The 22351-nt window shown below is 72.4% G+C and carries 24 protein-coding genes and 1 tRNA gene; 14 read left to right on the top strand and 11 right to left on the bottom strand.

Annotated features, from left to right (window positions below; all coding sequences use genetic code 11):
* The first annotated feature begins 113 nt into the window (after positions 1–113).
* The 3 genes from ACWGR4_RS14420 to ACWGR4_RS14410 all read left to right on the top strand — a co-directional run bounded on the left by ACWGR4_RS14420 (position 114) and on the right by ACWGR4_RS14410 (position 1925).
* Positions 114–689, top strand: a complete 576-nt coding sequence (locus ACWGR4_RS14420; protein ID WP_380003191.1) for a GNAT family N-acetyltransferase — start codon at positions 114–116, stop codon at positions 687–689.
* Positions 690–897: 208 nt separating this feature from the next.
* A complete protein-coding gene (locus tag ACWGR4_RS14415) occupies positions 898–1185 on the top strand; it encodes a hypothetical protein (RefSeq protein ID WP_380003190.1) in 288 nt (95 codons plus the stop codon).
* Positions 1186–1376: 191 nt separating this feature from the next.
* On the top strand, positions 1377–1925 hold the full coding sequence (locus ACWGR4_RS14410) for a transglycosylase family protein (RefSeq protein ID WP_452132678.1): 549 nt from the start codon (positions 1377–1379) through the stop codon (positions 1923–1925).
* Between the two features lie 4 nt (positions 1926–1929).
* On the opposite strand, the gene ACWGR4_RS14405 is transcribed toward ACWGR4_RS14410, so the two are convergent.
* Positions 1930–2001: transfer RNA gene (locus tag ACWGR4_RS14405), tRNA-Val, on the bottom strand.
* A gap of 43 nt (positions 2002–2044) precedes the next feature.
* Positions 2045–2392 carry a hypothetical protein gene (locus tag ACWGR4_RS14400; protein ID WP_380003188.1) on the bottom strand — a complete coding sequence of 116 codons (348 nt, stop codon included), beginning with the start codon at positions 2390–2392 and terminating at the stop codon, positions 2045–2047.
* A gap of 194 nt (positions 2393–2586) precedes the next feature.
* Here ACWGR4_RS14400 and ACWGR4_RS14395 point away from each other — a divergent pair, with 194 nt between their 5' ends.
* Both ACWGR4_RS14395 and ACWGR4_RS14390 read left to right on the top strand, forming a co-directional pair.
* The gene (locus ACWGR4_RS14395) at positions 2587–3840 is read left to right on the top strand and encodes a metallophosphoesterase family protein (protein ID WP_452132679.1); all 1254 of its coding nucleotides are present in this window, start codon (positions 2587–2589) and stop codon (positions 3838–3840) included.
* The gene (locus ACWGR4_RS14390) at positions 3837–7334 is read left to right on the top strand and encodes an AAA family ATPase (protein ID WP_452132680.1); all 3498 of its coding nucleotides are present in this window, start codon (positions 3837–3839) and stop codon (positions 7332–7334) included. Before ACWGR4_RS14395 ends, ACWGR4_RS14390 begins: the two co-directional genes overlap by 4 nt.
* A gap of 50 nt (positions 7335–7384) precedes the next feature.
* Here ACWGR4_RS14390 and ACWGR4_RS14385 read toward each other — a convergent pair whose 3' ends face one another.
* The gene (locus ACWGR4_RS14385; RefSeq protein WP_380003184.1) at positions 7385–7822 is read right to left on the bottom strand and encodes an ATP-binding protein; all 438 of its coding nucleotides are present in this window, start codon (positions 7820–7822) and stop codon (positions 7385–7387) included.
* A 185-nt stretch (positions 7823–8007) separates the two neighbouring features.
* Between ACWGR4_RS14385 and ACWGR4_RS14380 the strand changes: the two genes are divergently transcribed.
* The gene (locus ACWGR4_RS14380; RefSeq protein WP_452134204.1) at positions 8008–8310 is read left to right on the top strand and encodes a DUF397 domain-containing protein; all 303 of its coding nucleotides are present in this window, start codon (positions 8008–8010) and stop codon (positions 8308–8310) included.
* A 12-nt stretch (positions 8311–8322) separates the two neighbouring features.
* Here ACWGR4_RS14380 and ACWGR4_RS14375 read toward each other — a convergent pair whose 3' ends face one another.
* From ACWGR4_RS14375 to ACWGR4_RS14360, 4 genes are all read right to left on the bottom strand, one after another.
* The gene (locus ACWGR4_RS14375; protein WP_452132682.1) at positions 8323–8895 is read right to left on the bottom strand and encodes a Dabb family protein; all 573 of its coding nucleotides are present in this window, start codon (positions 8893–8895) and stop codon (positions 8323–8325) included.
* Positions 8892–9194, bottom strand: coding sequence for an NIPSNAP family protein (locus ACWGR4_RS14370; protein ID WP_380003178.1), 303 nt, complete (start codon positions 9192–9194; stop codon positions 8892–8894). The genes ACWGR4_RS14375 and ACWGR4_RS14370 overlap by 4 nt, the downstream gene beginning before the upstream one ends.
* Before the next feature lie 47 nt (positions 9195–9241).
* Positions 9242–10150, bottom strand: a complete 909-nt coding sequence (locus ACWGR4_RS14365; protein ID WP_452132683.1) for a TIGR03619 family F420-dependent LLM class oxidoreductase — start codon at positions 10148–10150, stop codon at positions 9242–9244.
* Between the two features lie 195 nt (positions 10151–10345).
* Entirely contained in the window at positions 10346–10594 is a 249-nt protein-coding gene (locus ACWGR4_RS14360) for a hypothetical protein (RefSeq protein WP_380003175.1), read from the bottom strand.
* A 168-nt stretch (positions 10595–10762) separates the two neighbouring features.
* Between ACWGR4_RS14360 and ACWGR4_RS14355 the strand changes: the two genes are divergently transcribed.
* The 8 genes from ACWGR4_RS14355 (at position 10763) to ACWGR4_RS14320 (ending at position 18705) form a co-directional block, all read left to right on the top strand.
* Positions 10763–11929 carry a glycosyltransferase gene (locus tag ACWGR4_RS14355; RefSeq protein ID WP_452132689.1) on the top strand — a complete coding sequence of 389 codons (1167 nt, stop codon included), beginning with the start codon at positions 10763–10765 and terminating at the stop codon, positions 11927–11929.
* An 87-nt stretch (positions 11930–12016) separates the two neighbouring features.
* The gene (locus ACWGR4_RS14350) at positions 12017–12694 is read left to right on the top strand and encodes a GntR family transcriptional regulator (protein ID WP_380003526.1); all 678 of its coding nucleotides are present in this window, start codon (positions 12017–12019) and stop codon (positions 12692–12694) included.
* A 140-nt stretch (positions 12695–12834) separates the two neighbouring features.
* Positions 12835–13959, top strand: coding sequence for a TIGR03364 family FAD-dependent oxidoreductase (locus tag ACWGR4_RS14345; protein WP_452132684.1), 1125 nt, complete (start codon positions 12835–12837; stop codon positions 13957–13959).
* 55 nt (positions 13960–14014) lie between these two features.
* A complete protein-coding gene (locus ACWGR4_RS14340; protein ID WP_380003172.1) occupies positions 14015–14692 on the top strand; it encodes a phosphonatase-like hydrolase in 678 nt (225 codons plus the stop codon).
* Positions 14693–14719: 27 nt separating this feature from the next.
* Entirely contained in the window at positions 14720–15808 is a 1089-nt protein-coding gene (locus ACWGR4_RS14335) for a 2-aminoethylphosphonate ABC transporter substrate-binding protein (protein WP_380003171.1), read from the top strand.
* 50 nt (positions 15809–15858) lie between these two features.
* A complete protein-coding gene (locus ACWGR4_RS14330) occupies positions 15859–17004 on the top strand; it encodes an ABC transporter ATP-binding protein (protein ID WP_452132685.1) in 1146 nt (381 codons plus the stop codon).
* Entirely contained in the window at positions 17001–17915 is a 915-nt protein-coding gene (locus ACWGR4_RS14325) for a 2-aminoethylphosphonate ABC transporter permease subunit (protein WP_452132686.1), read from the top strand. The genes ACWGR4_RS14330 and ACWGR4_RS14325 overlap by 4 nt, the downstream gene beginning before the upstream one ends.
* Positions 17896–18705, top strand: coding sequence for an ABC transporter permease (locus ACWGR4_RS14320; RefSeq protein ID WP_452132687.1), 810 nt, complete (start codon positions 17896–17898; stop codon positions 18703–18705). The genes ACWGR4_RS14325 and ACWGR4_RS14320 overlap by 20 nt, the downstream gene beginning before the upstream one ends.
* 22 nt (positions 18706–18727) lie before the next feature.
* On the opposite strand, the gene ACWGR4_RS14315 is transcribed toward ACWGR4_RS14320, so the two are convergent.
* From ACWGR4_RS14315 to ACWGR4_RS14300, 4 genes are all read right to left on the bottom strand, one after another.
* The gene (locus ACWGR4_RS14315) at positions 18728–19597 is read right to left on the bottom strand and encodes a spermidine synthase (protein ID WP_452132688.1); all 870 of its coding nucleotides are present in this window, start codon (positions 19595–19597) and stop codon (positions 18728–18730) included.
* A 53-nt stretch (positions 19598–19650) separates the two neighbouring features.
* A complete protein-coding gene (locus ACWGR4_RS14310; protein ID WP_395800438.1) occupies positions 19651–20700 on the bottom strand; it encodes a 5'/3'-nucleotidase SurE in 1050 nt (349 codons plus the stop codon).
* 130 nt (positions 20701–20830) lie between these two features.
* Positions 20831–21283, bottom strand: a complete 453-nt coding sequence (locus tag ACWGR4_RS14305) for a hypothetical protein (protein ID WP_126640126.1) — start codon at positions 21281–21283, stop codon at positions 20831–20833.
* Between the two features lie 101 nt (positions 21284–21384).
* Entirely contained in the window at positions 21385–21642 is a 258-nt protein-coding gene (locus tag ACWGR4_RS14300) for a hypothetical protein (protein WP_380003164.1), read from the bottom strand.
* Between the last annotated feature and the right edge of the window lie 709 nt (positions 21643–22351).

Here is a 22351-nt window from a genome sequence, read left to right as displayed (position 1 = left end):
CTTGTCACCGCCCGACCGCGACCGAAAGCGGAGGGCCCCTCTCGGGACCCACGCCGTACGCTCGGGGACGGCATGGAACACATTGCCGAATCGACGAGGGGCGAGAGACAACCATGGTGCCGCAGGACGCGTGGACCCGAACGCAGGAGTCCCCCGACGAGGTCGTCGCCGTCGGCTTCCGGCAGGCCGGACCAGCGGATATCCCTGCCCTGCTCGAACTGGTCGAATCCGCCTACCGCGGCGAGGCGAGCCGCGCGGGCTGGACCACCGAGGCCGAACTCCTGGAGGGGCAGCGCACCGACGCGGACGGCGTCGCGGCGGTGGTCGAGGGCTCGGACAGTGTGATGTGGATCGCCGAGCGGGACGGCGTATTGCTCGGCTGCTGCCAGTTGGAGCGGCATCCGGATTCGGTCGTGTACTTCGGCATGTTCGCCGTGCGACCCGGTCGCCAGGGCGGCGGCCTGGGCCGAGCGCTGCTCGCCGAGGCGGAGCGGGTCGCGGTACGGCGGTGGGACGCCAAGCGCATGCGGATGACGGTCATCCGCCAGCGCGAGGAGCTGATCGCCTGGTACGAGCGGCGCGGTTTCGTCCGCACCGGGGCGCGCACCCCGTTTCCCTACGGCAACGAGCGGTTCGGCAGGCCACTGCGCGACGACCTGGAGTTCGAGGAGCTGACCAAGGACCTGTGAGCCGCGCGCGGGACGCGGCCGGGCGGTCGGCGCGGCGCGTTCGTCCGGCGGCCCGCGCATCGGCGGTGGTCGGGGTGGGGATTCCCTCGAATCGGTGCTCACTTTGCCCGGACTTCGGTGGACCGGCTCCGGCACGTCCGGATCGTGACAGCATGGATGTTCGGGGACAGTTCGCCCCCGGCACCGGTCGCCTTGGGGGTCGAAGCCCGTGTCGCACCACGAACCGCCGCCGTATCCGCAGCAGCCGCACCGACCGCCGCCGACGCAGGGCGGCGGTCGCCGCGGCAACCCGCTGATCATGCTGGTGATCGCGCTCGTGCTGGTGGCGGGCGTGGTGACCGCGGTCATCCTGATCAGCCGCGGGGACAGCGACGACGACGGTCCGAAGAAGACCCCCTCGACCCAGGGACCCAAGCAGCCGGGTCTGCCCTCGGGGGTGTTGCCGAGCGGGTTGTTGCCCTCGGACATCGACAGCCTGTTGCCGGACCTGCCGTAGGCCCGGTCGGGCGGACCGACGGGCCGTCTCGGCGCGGATCGGCGCGGATCGGCGGGCCGTTTCCGCGCGGCCTCGGTTGGGACGGCCCGACCGCCCGGTGTGGTGCGGGCGTTGCGACAGCCGGGTGATTCCGCGGCCCGCCCCCGGTCGGGTCCCCGGATCGGCGCGCGGGCTGCCTACAGTCGGCTGACATGGCCAAGCTGATCATCCGATCGTCCGTGGTTGTCCTGCTCGCCGGTGTCCTGGGCGCCGGACTCGTCGTGGGGCCGGCCGCGCCCGCCGAGGCGGTCTCGGACGACGTCTGGGACCGACTCGCCGAGTGCGAGAGCAGCGGCCGCTGGAGTCTCGACTCCGGCAACGGCTACTACGGCGGACTCCAGATCCTGCCGAGCACGTGGGACGAGGCGGGCGGACAGGAGTACGCCGACCGGCCGGACCGGGCCACCCGCGAGGAACAGATCGCCGTCGCCGAGCAGATCCTGAGCATGCAGGGCTGGGAGGCCTGGCCGCAGTGCGCCCGACAGATCGGCATGCTCGGCTCGCGGTACACGGTCAAGGCGGGCGACACGCTCTCCTCGATCGCGCGCGACCTCGGCGTGATCGGCGGTTGGCAGGCGCTCTACGCGGCGAACCTGGACGTGATCGGCCCGGATCCGGAGCACCTGGTGCCGGGGACGGTCCTGAACGTGCCGAAGGCCGCTCGCAGGAGCGGCCCTCGATTGATCAGGATCACGAAGTGATCGGTGCTCACGACTGGGATCGAACCAGTGACTTCCTCGGTGTGAACGAGGCGCTCTCCCGCTGAGCTACGCGAGCGTGCGTAGTTGCGTGCCCATCTTAACCAGTAGTGGCGCCGGGGTTAACCGGCCCCGGGTGAGTGGGTCGCCCCCTCCCCGTGACGGGGCGGCCCACTCGTACTCACCGCCGAGTGGTGCAGACTCCAGGGTGCGGCCTTCGGCGGGGTCGATTCAACCGGATTTCCCCGCCCGGTCCGGCCGCGCAGCGCCACCAGCAGACCGGACAGGCCGAACACCAGGGTGACCAGTGGCGCCGGTTGCCGCAGCAGCCCGATCAGGTTCGGATTCGCCGGGAGCCCGGACCGATGGACCGCCGCCAGGCACAACACGGCGCCGGCCACCGCACAGAGCGCACAGGTGACGAGCGGGGTCGAAATCGGGTGCCTGCGGTCGGTCTGTCGAGCTGTCACGGTGAACTCCCGGACGGGCTTGGCGCGTTTCCTCCAGCCTGGCCGGACGGCCGCCGCGCGACCAGGTAGGTGCCTGGCCGATCGGGGGTGGGGCCAGCCCCACCCTGCGCCGGGTCCCGCCGAAACCGCCACCGTGTCGGTGCCGTGTGCCTATCCTGGCTGCCCGTGATCGCCGACCGGAGGCGCCCCGCTTCATGAAGCTGTTGCACGCCGCCGACCTGCACATCGACAGCCCGCTCCGCGGCCTCTCCGGCTACGAGGGCGCGCCCGCGGCACAGATCCGCGGCGCGGCGCGGCGGGCCGTGGTCAACCTCGTCGACCTGGCGCTCGCCGAGGCGGTCGACGCGGTGCTGCTCGCCGGCGACATCTACGACGGCGACTGGAAGGACTACCACACGGGGTTGTTCTTCGGCGTGCAGATGCGCCGCCTGGAGGAGGCGGGCATCCGTGTCCTGCTGGTCGCGGGCAACCACGACGCCGACAGCCGGATCACCCGGGAGTTGCGGCTGCCGGCCAACGTGCACCGCTTCTCCACCGCGCGCCCCGAGACGGTCGCCTTCGAGGACCTGGGCCTGGCCGTACACGGTCAGGGCTTCGCGGTCCGGGACGTGACCGACAACCTCGCGCTCGCCTATCCCGCGCCGCGCGGGGGGATGTTCAACGTCGGCCTGCTGCACACCGCGCTGACCGGCGCCGAGGGGCACGCCACCTACGCGCCGTGCAGCGTCGGCGACCTCGTCTCGCGCGGCTACGACTACTGGGCGCTCGGCCACGTGCACGCGCGCGAGGTGGTGCACGAGCGCGAGCCGTGGATCGTCTTCCCGGGCAACATCCAGGGCCGGCACGCGCGCGAGACCGGGCCCAAGGGCGCGACGCTGATCACCGTCGACGACCACGGCCGGGCCGCCGTCGAGCACCGCGACCTGGATGTGGTGCGCTGGGCCCGCCTCGACGTCGACGCCTCGACCGCCGGCGGTGTCGACGACGTACTCGACCTGGTTCGGCGCGCCGTGGCCGAACAGCGCGGCGCGGCCGGCGACCGCCTCCTCGCCGGCCGGGTGCGGATCACCGGCGCCACCGACGCGCACGAGGCGCTGTGGCGCGACGAGCGCCGATTCGTGTTCGAGACCCGGGCGCTGGCCGCCGAGTTCTCCGGGGTGTGGCTGGAGAAGATTCGCCTGGAGACCCGACACGCCGACTTGGCCGACGCCGGGTTCGAGGTGCCGACGCTGGTGGAGGACCTGGCCCGGACGGCCAGGGCGCTGCGCGCCGACCCGACCGCGCTGGAGCAACTGGTCCGGACCGTGCCCGGGATACGCACGCTCGACCCGAAGGTCGCCGAGGAGGGCATAGCCCCCGCCGACGCGGCCTGGCGCGCCGACATCTTCGATCAGGCCGTGGAGTTGCTCACGGCGCTGGTCACCGGGACCGACGGGGAGCACGCGTGAGGATCGACCGGCTCGACCTGATCGCGTTCGGCTGCTTCACCGACCGCCACATCGAACTCGGCGCCCCGGGCGTGCACGTGATCAGCGGCCCGAACGAGGCCGGCAAGTCGACCGTGCGGCACGCCCTGGACCAACTGCTCTACGGGATGGACCGACAGACCTCGTACGACTTCGTCCACGCGATGCGCGACCTCAAGCTCGGCGCGTTGGTGCGCGACGAGCACGGGCGGGTGCTCGACGTGGTGCGGCACAAGCGCGACCGGGATCCGCTCACCCGCGCCGACGGTTCGGTCCTGGCCGAGGCCGAGCTGACCCGGATGCTGGCGGGCGTGGGCCGCGACGACTTCCGCCAGGTGTTCGCGCTCGACCACGCCGGGCTGCGCGCGGGCGGGGCCGAACTGCTGCGCGGCGAGGGCGACGTGGGCCGGGCCCTGTTCGAATCGCGCTCCTCGGCCCGGCTCGGCGAGGTGCTGACCCGCCTCGAGGAACGTGCCGCGCAGTTGTACAAGATCCGCGGCAAGAACCAGCGGATCAACGCGGGCCTGGTCGAACTCGGCCGGCTGCGCAAGCGGGTGCAGGACGACGGCCTGGCCCCCGCGGTCTTCGGCGAGGCGGTCAAGGAGAGCCGGCGCGCCGAGGAGGAGCGCGACCGGCTGGGCCGCGACCGCAGCGATGCGCGGGTCCGGTTCGAACGCCTCGACCGGGTCCGCCAGGCGCTGCCGGTGCTGGCCAAGCGGGCCGAACTGGACGCCGCGCTGGCCGAGACGAGTGCGGGCGGGCCGCCGGTGGGCCCCGACGTGGCGGCAGCGCTGGCCGCGCTCGACGCGCGGGCCGCAGAGGCGGCGGCGGAACTGGCCCGGATCGAGCGAGAGTCGGCCCGGGCCCGCGCCGAGTGGGCCGAACCGGGGGCGGACCGCGACCTGTTGGCGGCCGGCGCCGCCGTGGACGCGCTGCACGCCGACGTCGCGGCGATTCGCGACGCGGTCGAACAGGCCGACTACGCCGACGCCGAGGCCACCGAGGCCAGGGGCGTGGCCGCCGAACTGCTGGCCCGGGTGCGCCCGGACCGCGCCCTCGACGACCCGACCGCCTACGAGCTGCCCGCGGGCGTGGCCGCGCGGGTCACCGCGCTGCGCGACGACCTGACGGTGTGCGAGGCCCGACTCGCCGGCGCCGTCGAGCAGGTCGCGCACCGCCGGGCCCGGCTCGACGCGGCGCGCGCGGCCTGTGCGGCGATCCCCGAGCCCGCCGACCCGGCCGTGCTGCGCGCGCTGTTGCGGTCGGTGCCGGGCGATCCGGTCGAGGACGTTGCGCGCGACGAGCGTCGGCTGGCCGAACTCGACCACGAGGCCGCCGATCTGCGGGGCCGACACGGCCTCGCCGACCTGGACGTGCGCGCCGACGAGCACCCGGCGCGGTTGCGGCTGCCGGGGCGGGAGTGGGTCGCCGACCGGCTGGGCCGGCTGCTGCGGGTCCGGGCCGAGCTGGAGGAGACGGCGGCGGCCGAGCGGGCGCTGCTGAGCGAGCACGACCGGCGCCTTCGTGAACTGGCCGAGTCGTCCCTGGCCGACCCGCCGCCCACCCCCGACGACTGGACGGCGGCCCGGGCCGAGCGGGACCGGCTGTGGACGCTGATCTGCGCGAGCCCGCCGCTGACCGACGACCGGATCGACGCCTACGAGCGGGCGGTGGTCGTGGCGGACGAGATCGCCGGACACATCGCGCGCCGGGCCGAGGAGGCGGTGCGGCGTGGCCGCCTGGAAGCCGACCTGGCCCACGACGAGCGCACGCTGGCCCGGTTGGCCGAGCAACGGGCGGCGGCCACCGGTCGGGCGGCCGAGCTCGACGCGGACTGGGCCCGCGCGTGGGCGCCCAGCGGCCTGCCCGCGCCCGACCCGCACGACGCCGTCGCCGTCCTGGACGCGATCGGCGAGCTGGCCCGGGTCGAGGTCGAGGCGCGGGGTGTGCGCGACCGGCTGGCCGCTGGCCGGGCCCGGGTCGCCGCGCTGGTGGCCGATTTCCGCACCGCGCTGGCCGAGTCCGGCGCGCCCACCGGGACGAGCACGCTGCCCGCGTTGATCGCGCAGGCCGACGCGCGCCGCGACGCGCTGGTCGACGCGGTGCGCGAGCGGGAGGCGGCGGTCGCGGCGGTACGCGAAGCCGAGGCCGAACTTGCCGAGGCGGTCGCCGAGTCGGAGCGGGCCGAGGGCGAACGGGCAGCCTGGGAGCGGCGGCGGCACGAACTGGCGAGCGAGCTGGACCTGCCCGAGGGCGGCCCGGACACGATCGCCGCCGCGGTGGCCACGCTGGCCGAGGTGGCGGCGGCGGTCGGGCGGGCCGACGAGGCGGACCGACGGCGCGTCCGCGCGGCCGACCGGGTGGCCGGATTCGGCGCCCGCGCGGCCGAGGCGTTCCTCGCGTGCGGGCGCCCGGCGCCGAGCGAGCCCGCCGGTCGACCCCCCTTCGCGGCGGTCCTGGACCTGCATCGCGAGCTGACCGCGGCGCGCGGCGTGGAGGCGGCCCGCACCGGCCTCGCCCAGCGCATCGCGGACCTGGACCGGGCGTTGCGCGCCGGCCGCGACGCCGTGGCCCGCATCGAGGCCGAACTCGCCGCGCTGGTCGCCGCGTCCGGTGCCGCCGACCTCGGCGACCTGCGCGCCGCGGTGCAGCGTTCGGCCCGGGTGCGCGAGCTCGAAGCCGCGCTGGCCGAGCACCGCGCGCTGCTGTCGCCCGAGGTCGAACAGGAGGCCGCGCGCTACGCCCCCGACGAACTCGACGTGGAGATCGAGGACGCCGCACGCCGCGTCGAGGAGGCCGACGCCGCCTACGCGCAAGCCGGCGAGACGCTGGGCCGACGCCGACAACGCATGCTCGACCTGGAGCGCGAGTCGGTGGCCGCGGCACAGGCGCAGGAGGAGGTGGCCGGCACGGTCGCCGCGATCGCCGAGGATACCGAGGAGTTCGTCCGGCTGCGGCTGGCCCGCGAGGTGCTGCTGCGGTGCATGGAGGACTACCGCAAGGAGAACCAGGCCCCGGTCCTGGCCCGGGCGGAGGAGGTCTTCACCGCGCTCACCGGGGGCCGCTTCGACCGGCTCGTGGTGGAGACCGAGGGGCGCAAGGGCGCGCCGGTGTTGCGCGCGCGGCGCGCGGGCGCCGGGTCGGGGGCCGGTGTGCTCGGGGTGGACGAGATGAGCGAGGGCACCCGCGATCAGCTCTACCTGGCGCTGCGGTTGGCCTCGCTCGACGCCTACGCCGACGCCGGGCGGGCGATGCCGATCGTGCTCGACGACGTGGCGATGACCTTCGACGACGGCCGCACCCGGGCGATGCTCGCGGTGCTGGACGCGATGGCCGACCGGTTCCAGGTGGTGGTCTTCACCCACCACCCGCACCTGGGCCGGCTCGCCGTGGACACGCTCAAACCGGGCCGGGCGCACGTGCACGAACTGCCGGTCCACGTACCGCCGTCCCGGGCGGGCGTACCGGGGGAGTGACCCGGGCGACCGGGGCCGGCGTGCGGGCCGGCGCGGGGACCGGCGGCGGGTCAGGCGGTCATCGCGAGCCGGAAGCGCACACACTTGCCGCCGGGCTCGGGCACCGATTCCCAGCCGTCGGACAACGATTCGACCAGTATCAGGCCGCGGCCCGTGGTGTCGTCGTCGGCAGCCTCGATCACCTGGGGTGCACGGGCGTCCGTGTCGTGTACCTCGATCCACACGCAGGCGGCGCCGTCGGGCGCGCGATCTCGGCGGACCACGACGCTGAACGGGCGTCCGAGACCCGCGTGACGCACGGCGTTGGTCGCCAGTTCGGAGGCGAGAAGTACGGCGGTGTCGGACAAGGAATCGAGATCCCAGACCTGCAGCGCCACGCGGACATGCTCCCGCACGGCGGACACGCACGCGGGCATCGCCGGCAGCGTGATGGTCGGGCTGACCTCGTCCGCTTCGTCCGCCACTTCCGGATCGGCCAGGGTGGTCATGCAGCTACCTCCTGTTGCGTGGGCTGCGTTTGCCCCCGCAAGCGGCCCCGCCCCGTCCCGTCGCTTTAAGTGATCTTGTAAGCGCGTAAAGTGAGGGTGCTCGGTAGGATGCTCCACGAAACCCGGCGGTGCAACTCTCGCCGCCACTTCGGTGTCCGCGTGTACACGGTTCACTCGATCGGGCGATGTCCCTGACCCTCACATGGAGGTCGGCTCCCACCTGGGGGAGGGGTTCGTGTCGCCCGGCGGCGGGACCTCGACAAGTCAGGGGTGACGGGCCGATGGCGACCTGGTCGCAGGAAACCTACGCACCGACGTGGCGACGGAGCTCGTACAGCAGCGTGCAGGGAAACTGCGTCGAAGTGGTGAACCGGCGGCCCAGCGAGGTCGCGGTGCGCGATTCCAAGCAACGGGCCCGTGCGGTCCTGCGGTTCACCGATCGTGAGTGGACCCACCTGTTGGTTGCCCTTGTCTCGCACCGGATTTGATGACCAGTCAGATCACTCTCCGGGCAGATCGTCGGTAAGCACCGGGGATTCGCTCCAGCGGAAGACGTGAGCCAGTACGGGTTCCACGATCGCCCCGGGTATCTCGCCGTCGAACCAGCGATCCACATGCGCCCAGTGATACGGGTTCAGCAGATATTCGCCGGTCAATCCCTCGATCGTGGCGAACTCCTGTTCCCACGCGTGGGTCCACGCGGTGTCGCCCCCGACCGGGTCCACCCGGGACAACGCCCAGGAGCGGATGGTCCCGATGTGCTCCGGCATCGCGATCAGATCCGACTCGAACTCCGCGAGCACGTCGGCGGGAGTGCCCGCGCGCACGGTCAGCAGCAGGGTGCGCTTGATCCGCGGACCGGTCAGCGGCACGAACCCGGCGCGCACCGGGCGCAGGGCGATCGCGTCGGCGGACGCGGGCAGTTCGGGCCGCGCGTCGGCGCGCAGATCCCACGACCAGCCGAGCCCGCCGACGCTGCCGGGCAGATCCGGCCCCGCCGACAGACCCTCGGCCGCGAGTACCGAAGACCCGGGAGCGGGCGGCCCGTCCGCGCGGACCACCCACCGCCTCACGCGGACACCCCCGAGCCGCCCTCGGCCGGTTGCAGCGCCCGCCGCTGCCGCTCCAGCGCGTAACCGTCGGTAGCCGCCCAGAACGCCGCCACCTCCGGATCGGCCGCCGCGGCCCCGCGCATCGCGTAGAACGCGCGGATCCCCGGCAGGATCCACAGGATGTGCACGGTGGTCGCGTCCCGACCCGCGGGCGAGCGCCAGACCCGCTCCAGGCGCATCCCGCGCCGTTGCGCGCCCGGCAGATAACGATCATGGAACTGGCCCAGCCACCAGGCGACCTGATCGTTCGTCAGGGTCACGTGGTCGAGGATGCTCACGGTCTGTGGGACGGGCGTCGCGGGGGTGTTCACAGCTTGTCCGCGACGGTCTCGCGGTAGTGCGCGATCCGCTCGCGCAACACCCGCAGCCCCCGCGGCCCGGCCAGTTCGGCCGGGTTGGGGGCGAACACCAGGCGGCTCGCGCCCGCGTCGGTGAACCGGCGCACCCAGTTCGGGTCGTACTGGAGGTCGCGATCGCACGAGCCGGGCCACGCGGTGATCTCCACCGCGTCCGGGGCCCGACCGGCCGCGGCCATGCTCGCGCGCAGCAACTCGGCGCGCGCCTCGAACTCGTCGGGGGCGATCGTGTACGGGAACCAGCCGTCGCCGATCCGGCCCGCCCGGCGCACCGCCGGCTCGCTGTTGCCGCCGAGCACCACCGGTACCGCGCCGCGTTCGGGGCGCGGCAGACAGTGCACCCGCTCGAACGTGGTGAACCTGCCGCGGAACGTGGCGGGCGCGTCGGCCCACAGCGCGCGCATCGCGCCCACACACTCCTCGAGCCGGGCGCCGCGCTCGGAGTACGCCGCGCCGACCGCGGCGTACTCCTCCTTCTGCCAGCCGATGCCCAGGCCGAGCAACAACCGGCCGTCCGAGTGCCGGTCGATGGTGGCGGCCCGCTTGGCCAACACCACCGGGCTGTGCAGCGGCGCGACCACCATCGCGGTGCCGAAGCGCAGGGTGCGCGAGGCGCCCGCGAGGAAGGCGATGGTCTCCAGCGGGTCGGGCATCGGCACCACACCCGCCGCGCTGGGGGTGCGGCCGGAATCCGAATACGGGTACAGGGGCTCGTAGTCCTCGGCGACCACGACGTGTTCGACGGTCCACACGGACTCCACGCCACACTCCTCCAGCGTGCCGGCGAAGTCGCGCAGGAAGCCGCCGGAGGTGATCAGACCGTCCGCGAAGGGCGCCATCACGCCCAGCTTGATCGTCATTCTGACGCCCTTTCAGATCCCGTGTCCGCACCCTGCCCCGGTGGGCGTGCGAGCGCAAGACCCGACCGACGGTGTCGTTGGACACGCGGCCGAGGGGTCGTTCGGGCGGTACGCGCGGCCCGCCGCATGCCGCGCGCGCCCGCCGTCGGGGTGCGGGCGCACGCGGTGGCCGCGAGCGGGCCGGGCGGGAGCGACCTACGAAAGCTCGACCAGCTCGTCGTGGCGGTACAGCGGGCGCAGGCCGTCCGCGAAACGCACCGAATACCACTGATACGGGGACAGCGGTGGCCGGTGTGCGTCCGCGAACACCTCGCAGACCTCGCCGATGTGCCCGGTGCTCAGGCCCACCTGCACCCGTACCCGGGTGCCGACCTCGAATCCCTGCCAACGGGTCGCCCCGCCCCCGAGAACCTGCTCCCGATCTTTCGTCGTCGCGTCGCCCATGACGGGCACCGCCCTTCTGCCGATGGGTAGTTCCTCGACTGTCGAGACAATTCCCCTACCCGATATCGGCCCCGGCGCTCGCCCGCTTGACCGGAGGACTCCGTTCGCGCGCGGACTTCACCCGGAAGGAGCGCCCGGGTGGCGCGACGGAGCCGGCAGGCTTCCGATGTGGACGTCTTGTTGTGGATCACCGCCGTTTCCGGTCTCGCCTGGGTCTATCTGACCCTGTTTCACGGCTGGTTCTGGCGCACTGACGTGCGCCTGGCACGGCCCGCCGCGCCACCCTCGGGCAGCGCCTCGGTGGCGGTGATCGTGCCCGCGCGCGACGAGGCCGCCGTGCTCGGGGAGAGCCTGCCCACGCTGCTCGCGCAGGACTTCCCCGGCCGGGCGCGGGTGGTGCTGGTCGACGACGGCAGTACCGACGCGACCGCCGAGGTGGCCCGCCGGTTGGGGGCCGATGCCCGGGTGTCGCTGACCGTGACCTCGCCCGGGGAGCCGCCCTCGGGCTGGACCGGCAAGCTGTGGGCGCTGCGGCACGGCGTGGAGTCGGTCGGCGAGGTGGACTGGATCCTGTTCACCGACGCGGACATCGCGCACGCGCCCGATTCGCTGGCCCGGCTGGTCGGCGAGGCCGAGCGGGACCGGCTCGACCTGCTGTCGGTGATGGCCCGGCTGCGTACGCACACCCGGTGGGAGAAGTTGATCGTGCCGGCCTTCGTGTACTTCTTCGGCAAGCTCTTCCCGTTCCGCCGGGTGAACCGGCCGACGTCCCGCGTGGCGGCAGCCGCCGGCGGATGTGTGCTGGTGCGGCGCACCTCGCTGGAGCGGGCCGGCGGGGTGGCGGCGATCCGGGACGCGGTGATCGACGACGTGTCCCTCGGCGCGGCCCTCAAGCGCTCCGGCGGCCGGATCCGGCTGGTGCTCGCGGACGGCCCGGCGCGGCACGTGGACAGCGTGCGGCCCTATCCGGGGCTGGCCGACCTGTGGAACATGGTCGCGCGCAGCGCGTTCGCCCAGCTCCGGCACTCGTGGCTGCTGCTCGCCGGCACCGTGGTGGGACTGGCGCTGGTCTATCTGGCCGCGCCGGTCGCGCTGGTCGCCGGGCTCGTCGGCGGCGATGTGCCGCTTGCGCTGCTCGGGCTCGCGGTATGGGCGCTGATGACCGCGACCTATGTGCCGATGGTGCGCTATTACGGACGGCCCGCGGCGGAGGCGGTGTTGTTGCCGGCGGCGGCCACGCTCTACCTGGGGATGACCGTGCACTCGGCGGTGCGGCACGCGCGTGGGCGCGGTGCGGCGTGGAAGGGTCGAACGTACCCGGCGCCGGCCGAATAGGCTCCCTTCGTGCCCAGACCGGACTCCACAGCCCGTCCCTATCGCGACGGCGTTCCCGAACACGGCCGCGTGCCCAAGTCGCACACGGTGAAGATGCGCCTGCTCCAACTCATGGACGAGTTGGGCGAGGACGCCCTGCTGCCCTCCGAACGCGAACTCGCCGCCGACTACGGCGTCGCCCGCTCCACGCTGCGCGCGGCGATCGGCGAGTTGGTGATGGAGGGCCGACTGCGCTCGGCGCGCGGGCGCGGCACCTACGTCGCGCCGCCGAAGCTGATGCAGCCGGTGAGCATGGGCAGCTACACCGAGGCGGTGCGCGCGATGGGGCTGACCCCCAGCCGACGTGTGGTCACCCTCGAACACCACGTCGCCAAGCCCGACCTGGCCGAACGGCTGCGGATCCGGGCCGGCGACCTGACCGTGCACGTGGAGCGGGTGCTGCTCGCCGACGACGAGCCGATCGGCCTGGAGAGCACCTACCTGCCGCTGGACCGGTTCCCCACGATCCTGGACGTGCTGCGCCCGGAGGGGTCGTTGTACAAGTGCCTGCAGGACGACCTCGGGGTGGTCTTCGCGGAGATGCACGAGACGGTGGAGACCGTCCTGGCCGCGCCGCGCGAGGCGCTGCTCCTGGAGACCAACCCGGCGCTGCCGATGTTGCTGGTCATGCGCACCTCCTACGACCCGCAGGGGGTGCCCATCGAGCGGGTGCGGGCGCTGTTTCGTGGTGATCGGATGGGATTCGCGACGCGTATGCGGGCCTGACCGACCGACGTTTATAACGACGAGATAACAGGTTCGGACCTTAACGGACTGTTCACCCGGACGACATACCGCCTCCGTGTGCTCGGCATCGGCCACTCCCAAGCTGGTCGCATTCGCCCCCGAGAACACGGAGGAAGCCGGTGCGAGTCATTGTCGTCGGAGGTGGCGTGCTGGGCACCATGCACGCCTGGCAGGCCATCGAGCGAGGCCACGAGGTCGTGCACATCGAGCGCGAGCGCGAGGCGCGCGGTGCATCGGTGCGCAACTTCGGCCTGGTGTGGATCGGTGGCCGCGCCGGCGGCGACGAACTGGACACCGCGCTGCGGGCCCGCGAGATGTGGGAGCGCATCGGCGCCGACGTGCCCGGCATCGGCTTTCGCCCCAACGGCTCGCTCACCGTGTGCCGCGGCGCCGAGGAGGTCGCGGTCGCCGAGGCGGCGCTCGCCCTGCCGGACGCCGCCGAACGCGGGCTGAAACTGCTCACCCCGGAGGAGGCGCGCGGCCACAACCCGGCCCTGCGCGGCTCCTTCGACGCCGCGCTGTGGTGCGAGCGCGACGGCGCGGTCGAGTCCCGCGTCGCGCTGCCCGCGCTGCGCGGCCGGATGGCCGGCTCCGGCCGGTACACCTGGCTGCCCGGACGTGAGGTGCGCGACCTGCTGCCCGCCGGCACCGGGGTGCGCGACGACCACGGGCAGACGCACGAGGGCGACCTGGTGGTGCTGTGCACCGGCGCGTGGCTGAGCGGCCTGGTCCGCGAGCTGGCCCCCGCACTGCCGGTGCGCCGGGTGCGCCTGCAGATGATGCAGACCGACCCGCTCGACGAGGCGCTGACCACCTCGGTCGCCGACGGCGACAGCTTCCGCTACTACCCGGCCTACGCCGGCACCGCCCTCGAGGCGCTGCGCGCCGCCCGCCCGCAGGCGCCGGTGCCCACCGAGCACCGCATGCAGCTGCTGATGGTCCAGCGCCTCGACGGCGGGCTGACCATCGGCGACACGCACGAGTACGACGAGCCGTTCACCTTCGACGTCGACTCCGCGCCCTACACGCACCTGGTCGAGGTGGCCGAGGCCCTGCTCGGCCGACCGCTGCCGGCCGTGCGCCGCCGCTGGGCCGGGGTGTACGCGCAGACCGTCGACACCACCCGCGTCGTGCACCGCGAACAGGTCGCCCCCGGCACCTGGCTGGTGACCGGCCCCGGCGGGCGCGGGATGACCTGCTCGCCCGCGATCGCGGAACGCACCGCCGACACCGTCGGCCTGTGACCCGGCCGCCCCTTCCCGCCCCACCCGTCGTCCAAAGCCCCCCGGAGCACCACTCATGACGAACTATCAGCTCGCCGTCCTGGACATGGCCGGCACCACCGTCGCGGACGACGGCCTCGTGGTCGAGGCGTTCACCCGGGCGATCGGCGCGGTCGGCGTCGAGCCCGGCACGGCCGACTTCGAGCGCAAGCTCGGCTACGTCCACGACACCATGGGCGAAAGCAAGATCACCGTCTTCCGGGCCCTGCTCGACGGCGACGAGGAGCGCGCCCAAGCGGCCAACCTCGCGTTCGAGGGCGCCTACGCCGACCTGGTTGCCGAGGGCCGCTGCGCGCCGATCGAGGGCGCCGAGGACACCATCCGCGCGCTGCGCGCGGCCGGCGTCAAGGTCGCGCTGACCACCGGCTTCGGCCGCCCCACCCAGGACGCGATCCTGGCCGCGCTCGGCTGGGCCGACCTCGCCGACCTCACCCTGTGCCCGGCCGAGGCCGGGCGCGGGCGGCCCTACCCCGACATGGTGCTCACCGCGGTGCTGCGCCTGGGCGTGGACGACCTGCGCGCGGTCGCCGTGGTCGGCGACACCGCGTTCGACGTACTCACCGGACTGCGCTCCGGTGCCTCCATCGCCGCCGGTGTGCTCACCGGCGCGCACGACCGCGCCGTGCTCGAAGCGGCCGGCGCCACCCACGTACTCGGCTCCATCCGCGATCTTCCCGCCCTGCTCCAGGGCTGATTCGACGTCTCGAAAGGGCGATTCCCCATGCGACGCATCCTCGGCCTCACCGCCGCCGCCACCGTGGTCGTGCTCGGCGCGAGCGCCTGCGGCGGGACCGGCGGGAGCGGCTCGGACGACACCAAGCCGGCCGCCAACGCCGCCCCCGGCGGCGCGCCCGCCAAGGGCTCCGGCAGCGTCACCGTCTACTCGGTGGACGGCCTCGCCGACTGGTACACCAAGCGTTTCGCGGACTTCGAGAAGAAGACCGGGGTCAAGGTCAACCTGGTCGAGTCCGGCTCCGGCGAGGTGGTCACGCGCATGGAGAAGGAGAAGGGCAACCCGCAGGCCGACGTGGCGATCACGCTGCCGCCGTTCATCCAGCGCGCCGCCCAGGCCAACCTGCTCACCGCCTACACCCCGGCCGGCTCCGACAAGGTGCCCGCCACCGGCAAGGACGCCCAGGGCCGGTTCACCGCCGTGGTGAACAACTACGCCTCCTGGATCTACAACCCGGACACCGCCAAGCCCGCGCCGACCAAGTGGGCCGAGCTGACCGACGGCCGGTTCAAGTCCAAGCTCCAGTACTCCACGCCCGGCCAGGCCGGCGACGGCACCGCCGTACTGATCCAGCTCCAGCACCTGTACGGCAAGCAGGGCGCGCTCGACTACCTCAAGCGGCTCGAATCCAACAACGTCGGCCCGTCCTCGTCCACCGGCAAGCTCCAGCCCAAGGTCGGCAAGGGCGAACTCAGCGTGGCCAACGGCGACTTGCAGATGAACCTGGCGTCGATCCACAACGACAAGTCCAACTTCAAGGTCTGGTTCCCGGCCGACGACGCGGGCAAGCCCTCGACGTTCGCGCTGCCCTACTTCATGGGCCTGTCCTCGGGCGCCCCGCACGCCGACAACGGCCGCAAGCTGATGGACTACCTGCTCTCCACCGAGGCGCAGACCTCGGTCTCCGCCGACGCGCTCGGCCTGCCGGTCCGCGAGGACGTCAAGCCGACCGACGCGAACGCCGCCGAGATCACCAAGGCCCTGGAGGGCGTGGAGATCTGGGCTCCGGAGTGGGACACCGTCCTCAAGGACCTGGACGCCGACCTGGCCGCCTACAACAAGGCTGTCGGTCGCTGAACCGCCGGCGCACACGTCCGAAATCAACCGCGGACAGGGAGGGAACCCGCATGACCGCACCAGCCATCGAGCGCACCGCGTCCGCCGTCGCGAGTGCCGCGCCGACCGAATCGGCGATCGGCATCCAGGATCTGACGGTCCGTTATGGATCCGTCACGGCCCTGGAGGGGCTGACCCTGGAGGTCGCCCGAGGCGAGACGGTGGCCCTGCTCGGGCCCTCGGGCTCGGGCAAGTCCACCGCGCTCAAGGCGGTCGCGGGTTTCCTCCGGCCCGCCTCGGGCCGGATCACCCTGGCCGGCCGCGACGTCACGTACGAGCCGCCGAACAAGCGCGGCATCGGCGTCGTGGTGCAGAACTACGCGCTGTTCCCGCACATGCGGGTCGCCGACAACGTGGCGTTCGGGCTCAGGGCCCGCCGGGTCTCGCGCGCCGAGGTGGGCCGCCGGGTCACCGAGGCGCTGGACATGGTGGGGATGGCCGGCTACGCCCGGCGCTATCCCCGCGAGTTGTCCGGCGGGCAGCAGCAGCGGGTGGCGATCGCGCGGGCGTTGGCCATCCGGCCGCCCGTACTGCTGCTCGACGAGCCGCTGTCCGCGCTCGACGCCACGCTGCGCGCCGATCTGCTCGGCGAACTACAGCGACTGCGCGGGGAGTTGCCCGACGTGGCGATCATGTACGTGACGCACGATCAGACCGAGGCGCTGGCGCTCGCCGACCGGATCGCGGTGATGCGGGACGCGCGCCTGGTCGACCTCGACGCGACGGACCGGCTCTACCGTCGGCCGCCGAGCGAGTTCACCGCGTCCTTCCTGGGCGCGGCCAACCTGCTCGACGCGCGGGTGCTGGCGGATTGCACGGCCGGGGACGACGCGGTGCGGGTGACGGTGGGCGGGCTGACCGTCGCGGCCGATCCGACCGGGGCGTTCGTCGAGGGCGCGCGGGCGCTGCTCGTGGCCCGCCCGCACACCCTGGGGGTGACCGAGGCCGACCGGGCGGACACGCTGCCCGCGCGACTGGTCGCGACCCAGTGGCGCGGCGCCGACTACCGGCTGACCTGCGTGTTGGAAGGCGACGCCGAGCGGGAGATCCGGATCGACGTCACCGACCTGGCCGCGGTGCCCGCGCTCGGCGAGCGGTTGGGCGTCGCGCTGCCCGCCGAGCCGTGCGTCCTGGTCCCGGCGGGAGCGGGCGGATGACCGCGACGCTGACCGAGCCGCCGATCGCGACGAAGCCGGCCCCGGCCCCGGTCCGCGAGCGGCGGGCCCGCGGCGGCGCGACCCGCGCGTTGTGGGTGCTCCCGCCGCTCGTGCTCGCCGCCGGGTTCTTCCTCTATCCGCTCGCGCTCGTGGTCAAGCAGTCCTTCGTCGACAAGAAGGAGAACGTCGGCCTCGACGTGTGGCGCGACGTACTGAACTCGCCCTCGTTCGGCGACGCGCTGTGGAACACGGTCGAGATCGCCGTGTTGTCCACGCTCGGCTGCCTGGTGGTGGGCTTTTTCCTGGCCCTGGTGTTGTCCTTCGTGCCCTTCCCCGGCTCGCGCGCGGTGAGCAGGATCGTGGACACCGTGCTGGCCTTCCCGTCCTTCCTGATCGCGCTCGCCTTCACCTTCCTGTACGGCACGGCGGGCGTGGTCAACGCGGCGGCGGACAAGCTCGGCCTGGGCGAGCCGCTGGTCGGCTTCCTGTACTCGCCGTGGTGCGTGGTGCTGGCCGAGATCACCTTCTACACCCCGTTCGTGATGCGCCCGCTGCTCGCGGCCTTCGCGCTGGTGCCCCGGGAACGCCTCGACGTGGCGGCCTCGCTCGGCGCGGGTCCGCTGCGGGTGATCCGACAGGTGCTGCTGCCCGAGGCCTGGCCTGCGCTCGCGGCCGGCGGCAGCCTGACCCTGCTGCTCACCCTCAACGAGTTCGGGATCGTGCTGTTCATCGGCGCCAAGGACGTCACCACGCTGCCGATGCTGGTGCACGCCAAGGGCGCGGTCACCTTCGACTACCCGGGCGCGTGTGTGGTCGCGGTGGTCGAGGTCGCGCTGTCGCTGACCCTCTACACCGTGTACCGATTCGTCTTCTCCCGGACAGGAGCCGGCCGTGCTGGTCTGGTCGCGTAGCGGACGCGCCCTCGTCTGGGCGCTGTTCGCACTCGTCTTCGCCCCCCTCGTGCTCGCCCCGCTGGCGATCCTGGGCATCGCCGCCTTCGCCGGCGACTGGAACAGCGTGCTGCCGGCGTCCTGGACGAGCGAGAACATCCGCGAGGCCACCGCGGGCACCAACTACGACAGCCTCGTGGTGAGCATCGAGACCGCGCTCGGCGCCTCGCTGATCGCGATCGTGGTCGGCACGTGGGCGGCGATCGCCGCGCGCGGTGCGCCGCGCCTCGTACGCCGGCTCACCGACGCGGTGTTCCACCTGCCGGTCGCGGTGCCCTCGGTGGTGGTCGGCCTCGGCATGCTGGTGGCCTTCAGCGACGGTCCGATCCTGCTCAACGGCACGAAGTGGATCGTCATCGCGGCGCACGCGGTGCTCGTGGTGACCTTCGCCTACTCGACGGTGTCGGCGGGCCTGGATCGCACCGACGCGGCCTTCGCCGAGGTCGCCGCCTCGCTCGGGGCGAGCCCGACCCGGGTGCTGCTGCGGGTGCGACTGCCGATGTTGCTGCCCTCGATCACCGCGGCGGCCAGCCTGGCGATCGCCCTGTCCATGGGCGAGGTGGGCGCGACGATCATGGTCTACCCGGCCGAGTGGCGCACCCTGCCGGTGTCGATCTTCACCCTCACCGACCGGGGCAAGGTGCTCCTCGGCTCCGCGGTCACCGTCGTGCTGCTGGTCGCGACCCTGGTCGTGCTCATGGTCGTCGGCCTGCTGAAGGGCCGGGTGGAGGAGCGCCGGCGGCGACGGTAGCGGGTCGGGGCCGGCCCACCGCTCAGTTCTTGCCGAACGTACGCGCGGGCGGGGCCGGCGACGCGACCGCCGTGGTGTCGTGGACCACGGCGGCGCCGCCGGTGAAGTCGGCCAGCGCGGGACCGTGCTCGACCCGGCCGGGGAACGGATCGGCGGCGGTACGCCGGGCCAACTCGGCGATCGGCAGTTCGCCGTGCGAGGCGACCAGCACGACATTGCCGAACCGCCGCCCGCGCAACACCGCCGGATCGGCGACGAGCAACAGGTTCGGGAAGACCGACCGGATCGTGGCCACCTGCGTGCGCACGAAGGAAAGCGGCCCGCCGTCGGCCAGATTCACCGCGTACACCCCGCCGGGGGCCAACGTCCGGGCCACCTCGCCGACGAACTCGGCCGAGGTCAGATGCGCGGGCACCCGCGAGTCGGCGAACACGTCCACCACGGCCAGGTCGAACGCGGCGTCCGGTGCCCGGGCGGCCACCTCGCGGGCGTCACCGGTGCGCACCCGGATCTGCCAGGCGCGATCCCACGGCAACGCGCGCCGCACGAACTCGACGAGTTCCTCGTCCAACTCCACCACCTGCTGCCGCGAACGCGGCCGGGTGGCGGCCACGTAGCGGGGCAGGGTCAGCCCGCCGCCGCCGAGGTGGAGGGCCCGCAGCGGCTTGCCGGCGTCCGCGATCAGGTCGACCAGGTGGCCGAGCCGGCGCACGTACTCGAACTCCAACCAGGTCGGGTCGTCCAGATCCACGTGCGACTGCGGCGAACCGTGCAGCCGCAGCGTCCAGGCCCCGGCCCGATCCGGATCGGGTTCGAGCTCGACACTGCCGGACGCCACCTCGGCCCGGACCGGCTCGGGGGCGCGACCGCGTCGACGCTGCTTGTCTGCCATCGGTCCAGTATCGAGCCGCCGTGTGCCCCACCCCCGCGGCAGGTCGGCCGGCGTCAGCGGCCGGTGGTGACGAACCGCTCCAGGCGATCGTCCTCGCCGCCGCGCAGCGTCCGGTCGCCGGTCACGGCGGAGACGGTGATGTTCCCCTTGTTCAGTTCGGTCCAGTCGGCCCGCCGCTTGGTCTCCGGACGGCAGAAGGTGCCGGGCGACGCGCAGTCGCCCTGGCCGATCGCGAACGTGTCGCCGTCGACCGCGGCCGTGTAGCGGATCGCGACCACGGTCTCGGTGCCGATCTCGGTCCAGACCGGTCGGCCGATCCGCTCGCCCGGCACCACGTTCGGGTGGTTGATGTTGACCACGTACCGGTCCGACAGCACGTTGCGGTCCTTCAGCTGTGCCACGTACGAGGGCAGGAAGTCGGCGAACGCCCGGTAGGTGGCCGGGGTCACCTTGAACGTCTCCATGTCGAAGCCGCCGCTGAGCGCGATGGCCGGTTTGCCGTTGTCGTTCGCGGCGATGGCGGCGCCCAGCGTGCCCGAATCGTTGGTGACCGAGGCGACGTTGGGCCCGGAGTTGATGCCGGTGAGCACCAGGTCGGGACCGTCGTGCCAGCCGACCTTGGCGGCGAGGCCGCCGCGCAGGGCCAGTCGTACGGTGTCCACCGGTGTCGCGCTCGGGGTCGTCGGGCCGCACGGGGCGCTGCCCTTGCACACGCCGAAGACGGCTCCCTTGCTCGGCGCCCCGGCACAGTCGCCCTCGAAGCCGGCCGGCAGCGCGGTGCGCCTGGACACGGTGAGCGCGCCGCCGCCGGTGGCCGCGGTACCGAAACCGCTCATGTACTGCCACGGTGCCATCACCACGACGTCGGCCCCGGCGGTACACAGCGCCCGGCGTACCTCGTAGATCCCACGGCCGTCGGCGCCGTCCGGCTTGGCGTTCTGCATCGAGTCGTCGTTGCTCAGCAGGATCCGCATGCCGGCCACGGAGGGGCGGTGGTCACCGTGCTTCGGGGCGGCGTCGGCGCTCCCGGTCAGGGCCAGGAGCAGGGCGCCCGCGCCGAGGGCGGCGGGCAGGGCGGCGATGCGCTTCCGCTGGAGCTTCATGGGTCCTCGACTCGACTTCGTACCGAATGCGGAGGAATCGGTCGGCGAGTGTTCACGACTCGAACACTCGCCACCGATTCGGGTGCGAGTGAACGTAGAAGCTGAACCTAGTGAGTGAAAGGTTTGAGATCTAAACGTTACCGATGAGCTTCAGTCGAGGGCTCTCCGCGGGCGGCAGGGCCTGCCACGAACAGCTCTCCGCGGCGAAGAAGCACTGCGACCGACCGACGACATCGCCTGCGTCGACCGGCTCGTAGGCTCCGGGCCCGTCGACCGGATCGAAGTCCAGATAGAACAGATCGCCGTAGGTCTCGTCGGTGAATCGCGAGAGCACCGGGTCGAAATAGAGCATTCCGGAGAAACCCTTGCCGTGTTCGACCCGATAGTCCCGAAGCCCCGTAAGAGTGAACTCCACGGGAATCCACGGCCAGCCGTGTTCCCGATCCCTGGCATCGACCAGGACGCGGGCGGTGGCGCCGTTCGGACTGAACGGATCCTCGATGTGGACGCGGGTGACACACCCGTTCCCGAAGTCGAACAAGCCCAGGAGGTCGCCCAGGCTGTCCGGGGTGAGCAGCGACATGGGGCCCTCCGGTCGGTGGCGGTGCGATGCGGTCCTTGCACCCATCATCGCGACTGGTGCGCCGCCACCGTACGGAAGTATCGAGCCGATCGTGATCGCGCTCAGACCCGGCGGGCCAGGCGCTCCAGCAGTGCGGCGGCCCCGAGGTACACGAGAACGGCCAGGCCGCAGTTCACCGTGACCCGGACCTTGGGGTTGTCGGGGGTGAAGAAGTCCTTCGCCCAGCGGGTGAGCCAGTCCGACCAGTCGGCGATCGTGTCCACCGCGTCGTTGGCGGGATTGGCCTCGAAGACGAACAGAACGATGTGCAGGACGATGATGACCACGATCACTGTGACCACGGCGCGTATGACGGTCACGATCGGGTTCGCTCGTCGTGCTCGGGAGGTCACCATGCCGGGAGTCTGCTCGCGTTCGAACAGCCGAAACGGAGCCTGTCCGCGCCGGTTTGCGGTCGGGACCGGGCACCGGTAAGGTCCTCCAAGTTGCCCGACAGGGAGACCTGAGACAGACACGAGCCTAGGTGCTTGTGCTGGCTGGTCCCGGGGCGGCGAATCCGATCATTCGAACGAAGTGTGCTGCGCCCTGCGCATCACACGCGTAGTTCCGTGCTCGGGTGTCCCCGCAGATTGCCGGAACGCGAATTGCCACCGATTAGACGGTGGGAAATGCGATCCGCTAATGTTCGGGGGTCGCGGAAAGCAGCGGGAAGAACAAATTTCCGAAGCCGAAGCAACGAGCGAAGCGGGTCGGAAGACCTGCTAGGCTCGAAGGGCCGGAAGCCGAAGGAACGAGAGTTTCGAGGCGGAAAGCAAACGGACGAAAAGCGGGTCGGAAGATCTGCTAGAGTCTGAAAGGCGGAAAGCGCGGGAACGCGCCGGACGCCGAAAGCGAGGAAAGCGAAGCGGCCGAAACGGTGTGCTAAGCTGGAGACGCGAAAGCGAAACAAGAGAAACACAAAAGCAACACAAATCGAACGTCAAACGCCCGGAGGGCGCGGTTGATTCCGCACCGAAGGAAGCGTCCGTTCCTTGAGAACTCAACAGCGTGCCAAAAGTCAACGCCAAA

The sequence above is a fragment of the Embleya sp. NPDC055664 genome, assembly GCF_053618075.1.
Note: the sequence above shows the minus strand (reverse complement) of the source record. Positions and strands in the feature narration are given on the sequence as shown.